Annotated in this window: 14 protein-coding genes; 1 reads left to right on the top strand and 13 read right to left on the bottom strand. The window is 62.0% G+C overall.

The window, feature by feature from the left end; translation table 11 throughout:
* Positions 1 to 5: 5 nt before the first annotated feature.
* From K3724_RS11735 to K3724_RS11675, 13 genes are all read right to left on the bottom strand, one after another.
* Positions 6 to 647, bottom strand: a complete 642-nt coding sequence (locus tag K3724_RS11735) for a DUF1326 domain-containing protein (RefSeq protein WP_259984986.1) — start codon at positions 645 to 647, stop codon at positions 6 to 8.
* Positions 648 to 870: 223 nt separating this feature from the next.
* Positions 871 to 2,508 (bottom strand): ABC transporter ATP-binding protein, encoded by a 1,638-nt coding sequence (locus K3724_RS11730; RefSeq protein ID WP_259984984.1) that lies wholly within the window; start codon positions 2,506 to 2,508, stop codon positions 871 to 873.
* The gene (locus K3724_RS11725; RefSeq protein WP_259984983.1) at positions 2,505 to 3,320 is read right to left on the bottom strand and encodes an ABC transporter permease; all 816 of its coding nucleotides are present in this window, start codon (positions 3,318 to 3,320) and stop codon (positions 2,505 to 2,507) included. Before K3724_RS11725 ends, K3724_RS11730 begins: the two co-directional genes overlap by 4 nt.
* Positions 3,317 to 4,273 carry an ABC transporter permease gene (locus K3724_RS11720; RefSeq protein ID WP_259984981.1) on the bottom strand — a complete coding sequence of 319 codons (957 nt, stop codon included), beginning with the start codon at positions 4,271 to 4,273 and terminating at the stop codon, positions 3,317 to 3,319. Before K3724_RS11720 ends, K3724_RS11725 begins: the two co-directional genes overlap by 4 nt.
* Positions 4,274 to 5,857, bottom strand: coding sequence for an ABC transporter substrate-binding protein (locus K3724_RS11715; RefSeq protein ID WP_259984979.1), 1,584 nt, complete (start codon positions 5,855 to 5,857; stop codon positions 4,274 to 4,276). It abuts the gene before it with no gap.
* Between the two features lie 89 nt (positions 5,858 to 5,946).
* Positions 5,947 to 6,255, bottom strand: a complete 309-nt coding sequence (locus K3724_RS11710; RefSeq protein ID WP_259984976.1) for a hypothetical protein — start codon at positions 6,253 to 6,255, stop codon at positions 5,947 to 5,949.
* Positions 6,256 to 6,305: 50 nt separating this feature from the next.
* Positions 6,306 to 6,752, bottom strand: coding sequence for a D-aminoacyl-tRNA deacylase (dtd, locus tag K3724_RS11705; protein ID WP_259984974.1), 447 nt, complete (start codon positions 6,750 to 6,752; stop codon positions 6,306 to 6,308).
* A 145-nt stretch (positions 6,753 to 6,897) separates the two neighbouring features.
* The gene (locus K3724_RS11700; RefSeq protein WP_259984971.1) at positions 6,898 to 8,016 is read right to left on the bottom strand and encodes a TFIIB-type zinc finger domain-containing protein; all 1,119 of its coding nucleotides are present in this window, start codon (positions 8,014 to 8,016) and stop codon (positions 6,898 to 6,900) included.
* 85 nt (positions 8,017 to 8,101) lie between these two features.
* Positions 8,102 to 9,292: an SPFH domain-containing protein gene (locus tag K3724_RS11695; protein WP_259984969.1), complete on the bottom strand. Its 1,191-nt coding sequence runs from the start codon at positions 9,290 to 9,292 to the stop codon at positions 8,102 to 8,104.
* Positions 9,293 to 9,318: 26 nt separating this feature from the next.
* A complete protein-coding gene (locus K3724_RS11690; protein ID WP_409201378.1) occupies positions 9,319 to 10,251 on the bottom strand; it encodes a DUF2927 domain-containing protein in 933 nt (310 codons plus the stop codon).
* Positions 10,252 to 10,265: 14 nt separating this feature from the next.
* Positions 10,266 to 11,456, bottom strand: coding sequence for a toxic anion resistance protein (locus tag K3724_RS11685; RefSeq protein WP_259984967.1), 1,191 nt, complete (start codon positions 11,454 to 11,456; stop codon positions 10,266 to 10,268).
* A gap of 18 nt (positions 11,457 to 11,474) precedes the next feature.
* Complete coding sequence (locus tag K3724_RS11680) at positions 11,475 to 12,368, bottom strand: 5-bromo-4-chloroindolyl phosphate hydrolysis family protein (RefSeq protein ID WP_259984964.1); 894 nt, start codon at positions 12,366 to 12,368, stop codon at positions 11,475 to 11,477.
* Positions 12,369 to 12,541: 173 nt separating this feature from the next.
* Entirely contained in the window at positions 12,542 to 13,618 is a 1,077-nt protein-coding gene (locus tag K3724_RS11675) for a pseudouridine synthase (RefSeq protein WP_259984962.1), read from the bottom strand.
* Positions 13,619 to 13,679: 61 nt separating this feature from the next.
* On the opposite strand from K3724_RS11675, the gene K3724_RS11670 reads away from it, so the two are divergent.
* A complete protein-coding gene (locus K3724_RS11670; RefSeq protein WP_259984960.1) occupies positions 13,680 to 14,129 on the top strand; it encodes a nucleoside deaminase in 450 nt (149 codons plus the stop codon).
* The last annotated feature ends 20 nt before the right edge of the window (positions 14,130 to 14,149 follow it).

Raw genomic sequence — 14,149 nt, 5'->3', positions numbered from 1 at the left:
CCGTCTCAGGCCGCGCGCTCAACGCCTCTGCCGGTCAGATGCAATTCGGCGATATGGGCGTGGGTTCCGCTGTTCTTGTCCAGGCTGATCGCTGCATTGCGTGTCACGGTCGAACCGCAGGCCATGGCGGCCTCGGTGAATTCGAAGCCTTTCGGCAGCGCGATGCTGATGAAATGCGGATCCCCGGAAACGATATTGGCGATCGGCTGCACATTGGTTTCGGCGTAATCGCCAACCTTGGCTGACCCGGTGCCGGTTTCGCGATCGTAGTCCAACGAGATCGCGGCATGCAGCGTTTCGTGCTTGGTCGGGCTTGTCAGGCTGAACACATAGAACATGGTGGCGAATTCATCGGTGTCTTCGCCTGTCATGATCGCCTCTAGCGCGGCCCGCTGATCCGCGGTGGCGCGTTCGTCGATGATCATCTGCATCTGGCCGTTGCCCTCGTGCACGGCACCGGGCCACTTATAGATCACCGCCGCATAAAGCCCGTCCAGCTGGACGCTGCCATAATGCCCCTTGTCGATACGGTAGGTCAGCATGGCTTCGCAGGTGCCGTCCGTGGGCAGCTGTGAGAACTGGCACGGGCACCCCGGATTGCAATTGCAGTTGCCGATTTCCTGTCCGTGAATGGCCCAATCTGTCATAGCAGCCCCTCCAGCCTGTTGCAGTCAAACAAAACTGCCCGATGACTTCAGGTTGACCTGCAAAGCAAAAACAGCTGCACTCAGAAACAGAACATTTATTTGCGGCTGGACCCGCCGCATTTCCCCGGTTCCGTCAAGCTATCATAAAATAACCGGGGCAGAAAAGAAAAAGCCCCCGCCCGGAACCGGACAGGGGCGTAAGATGACGCAAAAGATTACGGGATCAGTTGCCGGCGCTTTCCATTTTGCGGTTGGCGATCACCTCTTCAAGCCAGCCCAGCTTCATCTCGGGGACGGAACTCAGCAGCAGGTCGGTGTAATCGTCAAATGGCGGGCTCAGCACTTTGGACTTGCCGCCGTAGCGCTGCACCTTGCCCTGATACATCACCGCGATGTTATCCGAGATGGCTCGCACGGTTGCCAGATCGTGGGTGATGAACAGATAGGCGACATCCTCGATCTTCTGCAGGTCCAGAAGCAGCTTCAGGATGCCGTCCGCCACCAGCGGGTCCAGCGCCGAGGTGACCTCGTCGCAGATGATCAACTTGGGCTTGGCCGCCAGCGAGCGGGCAATGCAGACACGCTGCTTCTGGCCGCCTGACAATTCCGCCGGATACCGGTCCATGAACTTTTCGCCCAGCTCGATCTCGTCGAGCAGTTCGATGATCCGCTTCTTCTTTTCCGCGCCGCGGATGCCAAAGTAGAACTCCAGCGGGCGGCCGATGATGGTGCCGACGGTCTGGCGCGGGTTCATCGCGACATCCGCCATCTGATAGATCATCTGCAGCTCGCGCAGGTCCTCGCGGCTGCGCCCTTTGAGGTCGCCTGAAAGAGTGCGGCCTGCAAATTCAATCTCACCCTCGCGCGGTGGAAGAAGCCCGGTGATGACGCGGGCCAGGGTGGATTTGCCGGAACCGGATTCGCCCACAACCGCCAGCGTCTGGCCGGGATAAAGATCAACATTCACATTGTGCAGCACGTCGAACTGGGTGCCTTTGTAGCGCGCGGTGATATTGCGCACGCTCAGCACAGGGTCCGGCGTCGGGGCTTTCTCCTCATGCTCGATGGAGCGGACCGAGACCAGCGCCTGGGTGTACTCCTCCTGCGGGGTGTTGATGATCTGATCGACACTGCCGTATTCCACGGTGTTGCCCATCTTCAGCACCATGATGTCGTCGCTCACCTGCGCCACAACCGCCAGGTCGTGGGTGATGTAGAGCGCGGCAACACCGGTGTCGCGGATCGCTTCCTTAATCGCCATCAGCACGTCGATCTGGGTGGTCACGTCCAGTGCCGTTGTCGGCTCGTCGAACACCACCAGATCCGGCTCCGGGCACAGCGCCAGCGCGGTCATGCAGCGCTGCAGTTGGCCGCCCGACACCTGGTGCGGGAAGCGCTCGCCGATATTGTCCGGGTCCGGCAGGCCCAGTTTGGCAAACAGCACCCGCGCACGGGCTTCGGCGTCCTTGCGGGAGAACTTCTTTTGCTCCACTGCCGCCTCGACCACCTGGTCCATGATCTTCTTGGCCGGGTTGAAGGAAGCTGCTGCCGATTGCGACACATAGGTCACCTCGGCGCCGCGCAGTTTGCGGATGTCCTTGTGGCTGCCCTTGAGCACGTCGCGGCCGTTGACCCAGACCTCGCCGCCGGTGATCTTCACGCCGCCGCGGCCATAGGCCATGGACGCCAGACCGATGGTGGATTTGCCTGCTCCGGATTCGCCAATCAGCCCCAGCACCTTGCCGGGCGCGAGGTCAAAGCTGACCCCGTGCACGATCTCGATATCACGGGGGCGTTCCCCGGGCGGATAGACAGTCGCGCCGATCTTCAGGTCGCGGACTTTCAACAGAGTATCGCTCATCCGCGGCCTCCTTTCAGCGAGGTTGTCCGGTTCAGCACCCAGTCAGCCACAAGGTTGACCGAGATCGCCAGGGTGGCGATGGCAAAGGCCGGGATCAGGGCTGCGGGGATGCCGTAGACGATGCCTTCCTTGTTCTCCTTCACGATGCCGCCCCAGTCAGCCTCAGGCGGCTGCACACCCAGGCCCAGGAAGGACAGGGTGGAGACAAACAGAACCGCAAAGATGAACCGCAGGCCCATTTCGGCAATCAAAGGGGACAACGCGTTGGGCAGGATTTCGCGGAAGATGATCCAGGCGGTTTTCTCGCCGCGCAGACGGGCTGCTTCGACGTAGTCCATCACCTCGATATCCACTGCGACGGCCCGGGCCAGACGGTAGACGCGGGTGGCGTCCAGCAGGCCCATCACGATGATCAGCATCGGAATGGTCACTGGCGCAACCGACAGGACAACCAGCGCAAAGATCAGCGTCGGGATCGACATCACCAGATCGACAAAGCGCGACAGCGCCTGATCAACCCAGCCGCCGGCAACGGCGGCAAAGAAACCGAGGATTGACCCCAGGGTGAACGACAAGACGGTTGCTGCGGTGGCGATGAAGATGGTGGTGCGGCCGCCATAGATCATCCGGCTGAGAAGGTCGCGGCCGATGTTGTCGGTGCCCAGCAGGTATTCAGCGCTGGACGGCTCCCACACATCGCCGACGATTTCGCCAACGCCAAAGGGGGCCAGCAGCGGCGCAAAGATGGCGCCAAGAAAGTACAGGGCCGTGAAGAACAGCCCGATGAGTGCGGAAATGGGGATGTTCTTCATTTCGGATGCCTCAGGCGCGGGTTGCTCAGGATGGCGACGATATCGGCAATCATGTTGAGGCCGATATAGACGGCGGCAAAGATAAGGCCGCAGGCCTGCACAACAGGCACGTCACGCTTGGACACGTGATCCACCAGATACTGGCCCATGCCCGGGTAGACAAACACCACCTCGATCACCACGACGCCGACAACCAGATAGGCGAGGTTCAGCATCACGACGTTGACGATCGGCGCAATCGCGTTGGGAAAAGCGTGGCGGTAGATAACTTGAAAGGCGTTGAGGCCCTTCAGTTCGGCGGTTTCGATATAGGCCGACTGCATCACGTTCAGGATTGCGGCACGGGTCATCCGCATCATATGCGCCAGAACCACCAGCGTCAGCACGGTGATCGGCAGGGCGATGGCGTTCAGCTTTTCAAACAGGGTCATGCCATCATTGATCATGGCGACCGACGGAAACCAGCGCAGTTTCACTGCGACCACGTACATCAGCACATAGCCGATCAGGAATTCGGGGATCGAGATCGAGGCCAGGGTGACGGCCGAAATCAGTTTGTCGGGCCAGCGGTCTTTGAACCGAACGGCAAGCAGGCCCAGGAAAATCGCCAGCGGAACTGCGACCACAGCAGCCCAGAATGCCAGGAACATAGTGTTCCAGAAACGACCGGCCAGTGCAGAGGTGATGTCTTGGCCACTGGTCAGCGCAGTGCCGAGATCACCCTGCATGGCGCCGAACAGCCAGGCGAAATAGCGCCCCACAGGCGGATCATTGACCCCAAGTTCGGCCCGCAGGTTGGCAAGAGCCTCCGGTGTTGCTGATTGCCCCAGGATCGATTGGGCAACATCGCCAGGCAGCACGATCGTGCCCGCGAAGATCACCACTGAGATAAGCAGCAAAAGAAGGAGGCTCAGCGCGATGCGCTGAGCCAGGAGTTTTATAATCGGGGACATTTAAGCTTTGACCCACAGCTTGCTGGCAGCATAGCCGTTCATCAGAACCTGGCCCGGGACACCTTCGACGAAACCGTCAACCTTGTCGGTGGTTGCCTCGACAAAATCGTTGAACATCGGGCAGATCAGGCCGCCCTGATCGCGCAGGATTGTCGACATGTCTGCATACATCTGGGTGCGCTTGGCGACGTCCAGCTCACCGCGGGCTGCAACCAGCATCTGGTCGAACTGCTCGTTGTTGAAACGGGTGTCGTTCCAGTCCGCGGTCGACAGGTAGGCGGTTGTGAACATCTGGTCCTGGGTCGGGCGGCCGCCCCAGTAGCTGGTGCAGAAGGGCTGATTGTTCCAGACTTCCGACCAGTAGCCGTCGTTCGGCTCACGCTTGACGTCCAGCTTGATGCCGGCGCTTTGGCAGGATTGCTGGAACAATGCGGAAGCATCCGGTGCACCGGGGAACGAATTGTCCGAGGTGCGCAGCAGCACCGAGCCGTCATGGCCGGATTTCTTCATGTGGAACATCGCTTTGTCCGGATCGAACTGACGCTGCTCCAGCTCGGTGTACATCGGGTAAGACGCATTGATCGGGCTGTCATTGCCCACCGTGCCATAGCCGTTCAGGATCTTGTCGACCATTTCCTCGCGGTTGATCCCGTACTTCAGCGCCATGCGCAGGTCGTAGTTGTCGAACGGTGCAGTGTTGGTGTGCATGATGAACACATAGTGACCGGCCGCCGAGGTCGAATGGACCGTGATATTGGGCGCGCGCTCGACCAGTTTTGCGGTGCGCGGGGGCACCCGGTCGATCACATCCACCTGGCCGGATTGCAGCGCTGCAACGCGGGCGGTGTCATCGTTGATAACGATGATTTCAACGGTCTCGGCATTGCCCAGATCACCCCAGTAGTTCGGGTTCTTCTCGGCCACAAAACGCACGCCCATATCGGCGGACTTCATGATGTAGGGGCCGGTGCCGATGGCAGCCGCAGGATCGTCATTGCCGCCGCCCGGCTGAACGATCAGGTGATAGTCCGCCAGCAGATAGGGGAGGTCGGCGTTCGGGCTGTCGAGTTCAAAGACAACGGTATCGCCGTCTGCGCGCACGTCCTTGATGCCGCGCATGATGCCCAAGGCGCCGGACTTGGTGTCTTCGCCGCTGTGGCGCTCCATGGTCTTGACCACGTCTTCTGTGGTGACGTTCTGGCCGTTGGAATAGGTCACGCCGGACCGCAGTTTGAAGGTCCAGGTGCGTGCATCTGCAGAAGCTTCATAGCTTTCGGCCAGTTTGCCTTCGATGCCGCCGTCTTCGGTCAGTTCCACCAGGGTTTCACCCCACAGGCGGGTGACCATCAGGCCAACCGTGTTGGTAACCAGCGCCGGGTCCAGGCTGTCGGTGGTGGAGCCACCCTGCAAACCAAGGCGCAAAGTGCCGCCTTTTTGCGGGCCGGCGGCTTTGGCTGCGCCGGACAGCAGCAGGTTTGCGGACACAGCGGTAAAGCCCAGTGCGGCGGCCTTGCCCAGGAAGTCACGGCGCGTCAGTTTGCCTGCCACGGCCTGACTGGCCAGATACTGCATATGCTTGTTCATTGATTTCTCCCGATTGATTGCGGTGCTGCAAGCACCCGTTTTTTGATTGGTGGTTCAAGATTTGCGCATTTACTGCCACCTCGCAAGCGTTATTCGCCAAACCCTTGGCGGGCGGGAACGAGCACTTGCGAGGCCGGATAAGGGGGTGTCGTCTTTTTTAGGTAAGGTGCCGTTTTCAGTGGTAATGTCGCGTGTAAATCAAAAAAACATCCGGAATGCGACAAGAAATTTTTGTGCTCCGGAATGACGGAATTTTTATGAATCTGCCGCGATTGCGTACGCCGCCGGGTTTGAATTCGGAAAGAATCGATGCTTTGAGGTCCAAAAACGTCTTCCGCACCGCAAAATACCAATTCCTGACCTTTTTCCGCAGCGGCAGGCGGGGTCGTCCGGGCCAATCCCTAAGAACGGTTTGCGGCACGCCAGATGGCTGCCTGTTGGCGCCGGATCAGAGCTGTTCTGTGTCCATCCAGACCGTCACCGGGCCGTCATTCAGCAGCCGGACCTTCATGTCGGCTCCGAACTGTCCTTTTGCAATTTCCAAACCTAGCCGGGACAATTGCTCCGCAAAATACTCGTACAGCCGTTCGCCGTCGGCAGGGGCAGCGGCAGTGGAAAACCCCGGACGGTTGCCGCGGCGGGTGTCGGCGGCCAGGGTGAATTGGCTGACCACCAGCGCACTGCCGCCGGTATCCAGCACCGAGCGGTTCATCTTGCCGCCCGTGTCCTTGAAAATCCGGAGCTTGGATATTTTGGCCGCCAGCTGATCCGCCTGCGCCTCGCCGTCGCCTTCCATGGCGCAGATCAGGATCAGCAAGCCGGGGCCGATTTCGCCGATGGCCGTGCCCTCAACAGTGACCGAGGCCTCGCTGACCCGCTGTATCAATGCCCGCATCTGTCTTGTCCTTGCTTCGGTTCAGCCGCGCCAGCCCATGAAATCCTGCAGCGCAGCGCGGCAGCTGTGGCGGGTGAATAACAGATCATCAAGGCTGGGCAGATCGGGTGTCATGCAGGTCTCTCCTGTCGCTGGCCGGCGGGCCTTACTGCTGCCCGGCGAAATAGGCGATGGCGGCAATCACGATGGCGGCGGCCAGCGCAGCGGCCGCGATTTTGACCGCAGAATAGGGCCGTTCGCCCTGCACCCGCCCGGATTGCCCGTTGATTACAAACCGATAGGTCTTGCCGCGGTATTTATAGGCCGCCAGCCAGACCGGCAGCAGGATGTGTTTAAAGGTCACCTCTGAAACCTGAGTGTCAATATTGCCGATCCGCTGGCGGTCGCCGCCGATGTCAAATCGCACATCGCGCTCAATCACCCGGTCCATCTTTTGGCCCGCTTCGGCGAAACCGGTTTCCAGATCCACGGTGTAAGCCTCGGCCCGGAAACCCGCCAGGTATTGCGGCTGGTATGGTTCCAGCTGAGACAGATCCCAGGGTTCCAAGGCCTCGGTATAGCGTTTGGGCAGGCTGTTGGAGGCCAGTACCAGCACATCGTCAAAGAACCGCTGCACCCGGCCTGACACCGGCGTCCAGCGCACCTTGGACACCCTCCGGGTCCTGGTCTCACCATCCTGCTGGTAGGTCTCGGTCACGTAATAAACCGTGCCGCGCTGACCGGAATAGCGGCTGCGGGTCTGGGCGTCATAGGTCCAGTAGGACACATAGATCCCCTGCATCCGCCGCCCCTTGCGGGCGTATTCCCTCAGGCCGCTAGGCGCAAACCACAGGCCGCCCAGCCAGTCGGTCATTGCCTTATGCGCGGCGCGCTCGGGTATTGCAAAGGGCAGCACGCCCTTGGGTTTGATATGCCTGCTTTCGCCGGTTCCAGTGACCACCGGTGTGGCGCAGAACGGGCATTCCTTGGCATGGGTGTCGGGGTCAAACTCAACCTGTGCTGCGCAATTGGGGCAGGTGGAAACGCGGGTCACTTCGATTTCGGCCTCTGGCAGCCGGTCTGCGGCGGCCGTGCGAAAGTCCAGTTCCTGAAGCGCAGTCCCTTTCCATGGCCCGCTGCGGATGCTTTCGGAATGCCCGCAGTGGCCGCAGGTCAGGGTGCCCGCGGCCGGGTCATAGGAGTAGTCCGCACCGCATTGTTCACAAGGGAAGCGATGAGTTTCTTCCTCGGCGGCGGGCATGGTTTCAGCGGGCGGCGGGGGCATCGTCACGTGCGGCAACCTGTCAGGTAGGGGGTCAGGGGATGGGGCGGGCAGCAAACCGCTTGGGGGTTGCTGCCCCGGCGCGGCGTTATCCGGCAGGTGGCGGTGGCGGGGGAGGCGGCGGCAGGATGGTGAACAGCTGCGCCAGTTCCATCACGTCGCCGGCCCGCTTCCAGCCATCCTGGCCCGGGGTCCAGACATGGCTTTCCCGCGTCAGCGTGCCGTCCTGCGCCATCCGTCCCATTCTTGCTTTTGAGTAGGGGCCGGAGGTCTGTCCGTCCGCTGCAATGTGCCAGACATGCTCGACCGGCGGCGGGGGCGGGGCAACAGGTGCGGCCTGCGGGGCTGCGGCAGGCGCTGCCGGTGCGGCTGCAGCGGGGGCAGGGCGGGCGCCCCAGGGGCCTGCGGGCTGACCCGCTGCCCCGTTGCCGAACTGGTTGCCCATCTGCTGGGCCATCGCGAACCCCATGCCCATTCCCATGCCAGCACCCATGCCGCTGTTCGGGGTTTGCGCTGCAGCGGTCATTGCTTCGGCAGCGGAGAACTGGGTGTAGCGGCCAAGATCACCCAAAACGCCCATCTGGGTGCGCTTGTCCATCGCCTCTTCCACCGCGGGCGGCAGCGAGATGTTTTCAATGTAAAGCTCAGGGATCATCAGGCCGTATTCGGCGATTGTGCCAGAGATCTCAGCCGCCACCAGCTTGCCCAGGTCCGCGGTATTGGCAGCCATGTCCAGTACCGGAATACCGGAGCCGGCGACCACGCGGGAGAACTCCTGCACGATGATGTTGCGGATCTGATAGGAAATCTCGTCCATGGTGAATTCGCCATCGGTGCCGACGATCTCGGTCAGGAACCGGGCCGGGTCAGCGACGCGCACGGTATAGCTGCCAAAGGCCCGCAGCCGCACCGGGCCGAACTCCGGATCGCGGCAGATGATCGGGTTCTTGGTCCCCCATTTCAGATCGCTGAACCGGGTGGTGTCGACAAAATAGACTTCCGATTTAAACGGCGACTGGAACGCGTGGTCCCAGTGTTGCAGCGTTGTCATCACCGGCATGTTGTTGGTCTCAAGCATGTAAAGACCGGGTGTGAACACATCCGCCAGCTGGCCCTCATGCACAAATACCGCCGCCTGGCCCTCGCGCACCGTCAGCTTGGCGCCGTATTTAATCTCATGGCCTTCGCGCTCAAACCGCCAGACCATGGTGTCATGGGTGTCATCCACCCAATGGATGACGTCAATGAATTCGCCTTTGAGAAAATCGAAAATACCCATCTGTCAGGTCCTCTTTCTTTGCTGGCCTACAGCTCCTGGCCCATCGCCTCGCGGGCGAGAATGCGGATCACGGGACGGGCCTCGCCGGCGCCCATCCCCGTTTTCAGTCTTGGATCATACAGCATCTGCAGCAGTTTTTCGTCAAAGCTGGTCAGCAGCGCAAATTCGTCGTCGTCGTTAAAGATCGAGGGCCGCGCCCGCGGGCTGTCATTCCTGAGACCGAGCCCTTGCGCGACTTCCTCATGCACGCAGCTTTTGCGTACCAGATCAGGGTGTTCGGCGCGGATCAGCGCCACGCCGCGGGTGTAGGACAGTGGATCGCTTTGCGGCCCGCCGGCAACCACAAGGCAGTAAAAACTGCGGGGCGGGGCTGCCAGCAGCGACAGGTCTTTGGCGCTGATCGAAGGCAGCAGCTCGCGCACGCGCTCAGCGACAAAGGCGCTGTCATCAAGGCTGGCAAAGATCACGTGAAAATTGGCCCGGGAGGCCACTGTTGTTACAGGGTGCCTGGTGATCCTGGCCAGCCGTTCCGCATAGGCGGTGACTGTGTCCTTGTCCGCCGCCCGCTGGGCCGCCGGCACCGAGGGGCCGAATTCGGCAGCGATCCGGACCGGCCCGGCCCAACGGCCCAAGCCGCCGGAAATGCCCGATCCGCCGTATTCGTCATAAAACGCCAGCGCCTCGAAACTTTCAGCCAGGTCCTCGGCATCATAGGGCGTGTCCGGGCCGCCGCCATCGGTGCGCAGCAGCCCGCGGGTCAGCAGGTCGCGTTGCAGGGCGTTATAATAATAAGACAGCTGGGCGCTGTCGGAAGAGGGTTTGTAGACCGCAGGTTCAGGCACTGCGGGTCGGGCCTGCGGCACCAGCGATTCTGCTTGGTCGAAGGGCAGGCAGGCAGACAGCGCGGTCAGCCCGGCAACTACCGCCCCGCTTGTCCAAACGGATCTGAATGCCTGCACGCCTGCCACTCCGCTCAGGTCGGCACAGCGGTGCCGGCGTTATCGCCAACCCCATCGCGGCGCGACTTGGCAGAGGCCAGCGTATCGCGCAGATCAGCTTCCATCTTCTGCAGATCGGCCTCGGCAGCGGCGCGTTTGGCTTTGCCTTCGTCAGCAATCCGCAGGCTGTCCTGAATGGTGCCAATCAGATCGGCGTTGGCCTGCTTTACCGCTTCGATGTCAAAGACGCCGCGCTCCATCTCCTGCCGGATCATCTCGTTTGATTGGCGCAGATTGGCGGCGTTGGACTTCAGCAATTCGTTGGTCAGGTCATTGGCATCGCGCACCGCCGCTGCCGCTTGGGCCGAACGCTGGATGGTCAGCGCCTGGGCCAACTGGGTCTCCCACAGGGGCACGGTGTTCACCAGGGTCGAGTTGATCTTGGTCACCAGTGATTTGTCGTTCTCCTGCACCAGCCGGATCGAGGGCAGCGATTGCATGGTGACCTGACGGGTCAGTTTCAGGTCATGCACCCGGCGTTCCAGATCGTCGCGGGCGGCGCGCAGGTCGCGCAGCTCCTGCGCCTTCATCACCTGATCATCTTCGGGTGCTGCCTGCACTTCGGCTTCCTTGGCGGGGATATCTTCGGCGTCGAGCTTGGCCAGCATGGCCTCGCCTGCGGCGATGTACAGCGCCAGCTCGTCATAAAAGCTCAGCGTTTTCTCGTAGAGCATATCGAGAGATTTGATGTCTTTCAGCAGGGTGTGCTCGTGTCCCAGCAGGTCATCGGTGACCTTGTCGATCTGCCCCTGCACGGTTTCATACCGCGCGGTGAATTTGGCAAAAGGGGCTGCCTTGCCCAGCAGCCGCTCCCAGAACGTCGGCTTACGGCGGATATCCAGCTCGGACACTGAAAAGCCGCGGATGGCGGTCACGATATTGCGTAAGGAATCGCCCGCAGGCCCCACGTCCTTGTTGCGCACATCGGCCAGCATCGCCTGGCTGATCGTCTGCAGCTCGCTTTGCGCGGCCGAGCCGAAATGAATGATCGAATTGGTGTCGCCCATGTCGATCTGATCCATCCGCACCCGGATCGCCTCGCTGGTGGGGGCGTCGGCCTGCGCCAGCGGCTGGATCTCTGCGGCGGGTTCGGGCAGTTCGATCGCCGTGACCTCATTGACCAGGGCCTCGGCTTGGGCGGCTTTCTGTTGCACGGCTTCGGACATGAACGGCTTCCTCGCTAATCAGTTTTGGTCCAGATGGACCCCTTCACGCTGCAAACGGTCGCGCAGCACATCAATTTCAATACTCAGATCCGCGCGATCCTCGACCAGCATCTTGCGGGTGCGCGCGGCAAAATTCTGTTCCAGATCGTCCAGCAGCGCCAGATAATCGGTGCGGGCCTGGGCGTCCTGGCTGCGGGCATAGATATCGGCGAATTTCACCGTCGCATCGCGGGCGCCCTGCAGATAAACGGTCAGATACTTGCGCGCTGCAGTCAGGTCGCGCGGGTCTTCCTCAACCGTGCGGAACAGGTCGCGGGCGACAGATTGGAACTGCTCCACCCGCGCCTCAACCTTGCGGTCGCGGGCGCGCAGGGCGGCGTCTTTCATGGCGGTAAGATTCGCTTCGGCCTCGTCCACGGCGCGGGCCACTCGGGATTGCTGGAAATCGTCGACGCCCTCGGCGCCTTTATCCTGCAGCGGGTCGATCCCGAATGCGGTAAAATGCAATCCAACCGTTGCGGCGCCATAGATGGCGGCAATCAGAATACCGGGTTCGGCCTTCCAGGCCGCCAGGGCCGCGCCTGTGCCTGCCAGCAAGGCGGCCAGGATCTTGCGGGGGAGGGCGGGTTTGCGGGCCACCTTGCGGGCGGCAAAGGCGGCCTCGGCCTTCAGCCCTTCGCGCAGCAGGAAGGCGCCGCCGGTCCACAGGCCTGCGCCTGCCAGCCCCAACGCCAGCCCTATTGCTCCGTCATTCAAGGACAAAAGCGTCAGGATCGCGGGCGGCACAAACATCAGGTTGGCGCGCATGCCAACAGGATCTACTTGCGCATTGCGAAAGGATTGCGCGGGCTTTGCGGGCTGCTGCGCGGGTTTTCCATCGGGGCTGTATTTGCCGCCGTAACGCTGTGCCATGGGATCAGCCCCCTACAATCCAGCCGGTGCTGAGGCCAAGCATCAGGATCAACAGGGCGGCATAGGCAAGTTTCTGCACGCAGGTCCCCCCAGAACGGCCAGCAAAGATTAACTGATTGGAAATCTAGGGGATAGCTGGCGGCGTTGCTAGGGGGAAGTCTGCGGGAAATGGCTCAGCGGCGGGGATTCTTGCCGATCGGACGCTTTCCGCCCCCGCGCTGAGCGTCCCCGCCGCCGCGGGGGGCTGACGGTTTTCCGGAGGGTTTGCCCGGTTTTCCTTGCACGTTCTGTCCGGGTTTTCCACCCGGTTTGCCCATTGGCTTTCCACCCGGCTTTCCACCCGGTTTGCCCGCTGGTCTGCCCATCGGTTTGCCGCCAGGCTTGCCTGCGGGTTTGCCGCCGCGCGATCGGGCCGGGCGGGCTTGGGGCTGTTCTTCTTCCGGAGCAAGCCCCAGTTGGTCGCGCACGACGCGCGAGCGCAGCTCCTCGACTGCACCGGGTTTCAACTCGCCCAGCTGGAACGGACCGTATGAAATCCGCAGCAGCCGGTTCACGTTGAAACCGATATCCTCCATCGCGCGGCGGATCTCGCGGTTCTTGCCCTCGCGCAGGCCCACGGTCAGCCAGGCATTGGCGCCTTGCTGGCGGTCCAAAGCAACGGTCATCGGCTGAAACCGTTCGCCCTCGATCACCAGACCCTTGCGCAGCGGGGCAAAATCCTCGTCCCTAGGGCGGCCATTGATCCGCACCCGGTAGCGGCGCAGCCAGCCGGTCGAGGGCAGCTCCAGCTTGCGTTTGATGCCGCCGTCGTTGGTCAGCAGCAGCAGGCCTTCGGAGTTGATATCAAGCCGCCCGACCGTCATCACCCGCGGCATGTCTTCGGGCAGCTCGTCAAAGATCGTCGTGCGCCCCTTTTCGTCGCTGTTCGAGGTGACCAGGCCGATCGGCTTGTAATACAGCCACATCCGCGGCGCCTCTGCCTCAGGCAGGGGCTTGCCATCGACGCTGATCCGGTCCGCGGCAGTCACGTTCAGCGCCGGGCTGTCGATCTTTTCGCCGTTCACCGACACGCGGCCTTCGGCGATCATCCGTTCCGCCTCCCGGCGCGAGGCGACGCCTGCGCGCGACAAAACCTTGGCGATGCGGTCGCCGCCGACAGGGGCGCCGTCGGCAGGGGCGGCGGCTGCAGCTTTGCGGGGCTGGGGTTTCGGGCTTGGTTTGCCCTTGGGGGATGCGGGTGCTTTGCTCATGTGCGTGCCATAGAGCATTCCGCCGCCTTGCGAAAGCGCGCAATCGCGGGCAGGAAGGGGCATGGCATTCAAATCGCATATGGACAAGGCGCTGGAGCAGGCGCGTGCCGCGGCAGACCGCGGCGAGGTGCCAGTCGGCGCTGTGCTGATCGCGCCGGACGGACAGGTCGCGGCGCTGGCGGGCAACCGAACCCGCGAGCTGAACGATCCAACCGCCCATGCCGAGATCCTGACCATCCGCGCGGCCTGCGCGGCGCTGGGCCGCGAACGGCTGACCGGCTTTGATCTATATGTGACGCTGGAGCCCTGCGCGATGTGTGCCGCCGCCATCGCCGCTGCCCGCATCCGCCGGGTTTACTATGGCGCCTCCGATCCCAAGTCCGGCGGTGTGGCGCATGGCGCATGTGTGTTCTCCCATCCGCAGGCGCACCACGCGCCTGAAGTCTATGACGGCATTGCTGAAGGCGAGGCCAGCGCACTGCTCAAGGACTTCTTCGCGGGCAAACGCTAAGCAGATAACGATAATTTTCC

It is taken from the genome of Leisingera sp. M658 (genome assembly GCF_025144145.1).
In the GTDB taxonomy this organism is placed as follows: Bacteria; Pseudomonadota; Alphaproteobacteria; order Rhodobacterales; family Rhodobacteraceae; genus Leisingera.
This window is presented reverse-complemented; position numbering and strand designations above follow the sequence as displayed.

Coding starts and splice junctions, on each gene's coding strand:
- K3724_RS11735 (WP_259984986.1), bottom strand. CDS start 647: ATGACAGATTGGGCCATTCACGGACAGGAAATCGGCAACTGCAATTGC.
- K3724_RS11730 (WP_259984984.1), bottom strand. CDS start 2,508: ATGAGCGATACTCTGTTGAAAGTCCGCGACCTGAAGATCGGCGCGACT.
- K3724_RS11725 (WP_259984983.1), bottom strand. CDS start 3,320: ATGAAGAACATCCCCATTTCCGCACTCATCGGGCTGTTCTTCACGGCC.
- K3724_RS11720 (WP_259984981.1), bottom strand. CDS start 4,273: ATGTCCCCGATTATAAAACTCCTGGCTCAGCGCATCGCGCTGAGCCTC.
- K3724_RS11715 (WP_259984979.1), bottom strand. CDS start 5,857: ATGAACAAGCATATGCAGTATCTGGCCAGTCAGGCCGTGGCAGGCAAA.
- dtd (WP_259984974.1), bottom strand. CDS start 6,752: ATGCGGGCATTGATACAGCGGGTCAGCGAGGCCTCGGTCACTGTTGAG.
- K3724_RS11700 (WP_259984971.1), bottom strand. CDS start 8,016: ATGCCCCCGCCGCCCGCTGAAACCATGCCCGCCGCCGAGGAAGAAACT.
- K3724_RS11695 (WP_259984969.1), bottom strand. CDS start 9,292: ATGGGTATTTTCGATTTTCTCAAAGGCGAATTCATTGACGTCATCCAT.
- K3724_RS11685 (WP_259984967.1), bottom strand. CDS start 11,456: ATGTCCGAAGCCGTGCAACAGAAAGCCGCCCAAGCCGAGGCCCTGGTC.
- K3724_RS11680 (WP_259984964.1), bottom strand. CDS start 12,368: ATGGCACAGCGTTACGGCGGCAAATACAGCCCCGATGGAAAACCCGCG.
- K3724_RS11675 (WP_259984962.1), bottom strand. CDS start 13,618: ATGAGCAAAGCACCCGCATCCCCCAAGGGCAAACCAAGCCCGAAACCC.
- K3724_RS11670 (WP_259984960.1), top strand. CDS start 13,680: ATGGCATTCAAATCGCATATGGACAAGGCGCTGGAGCAGGCGCGTGCC.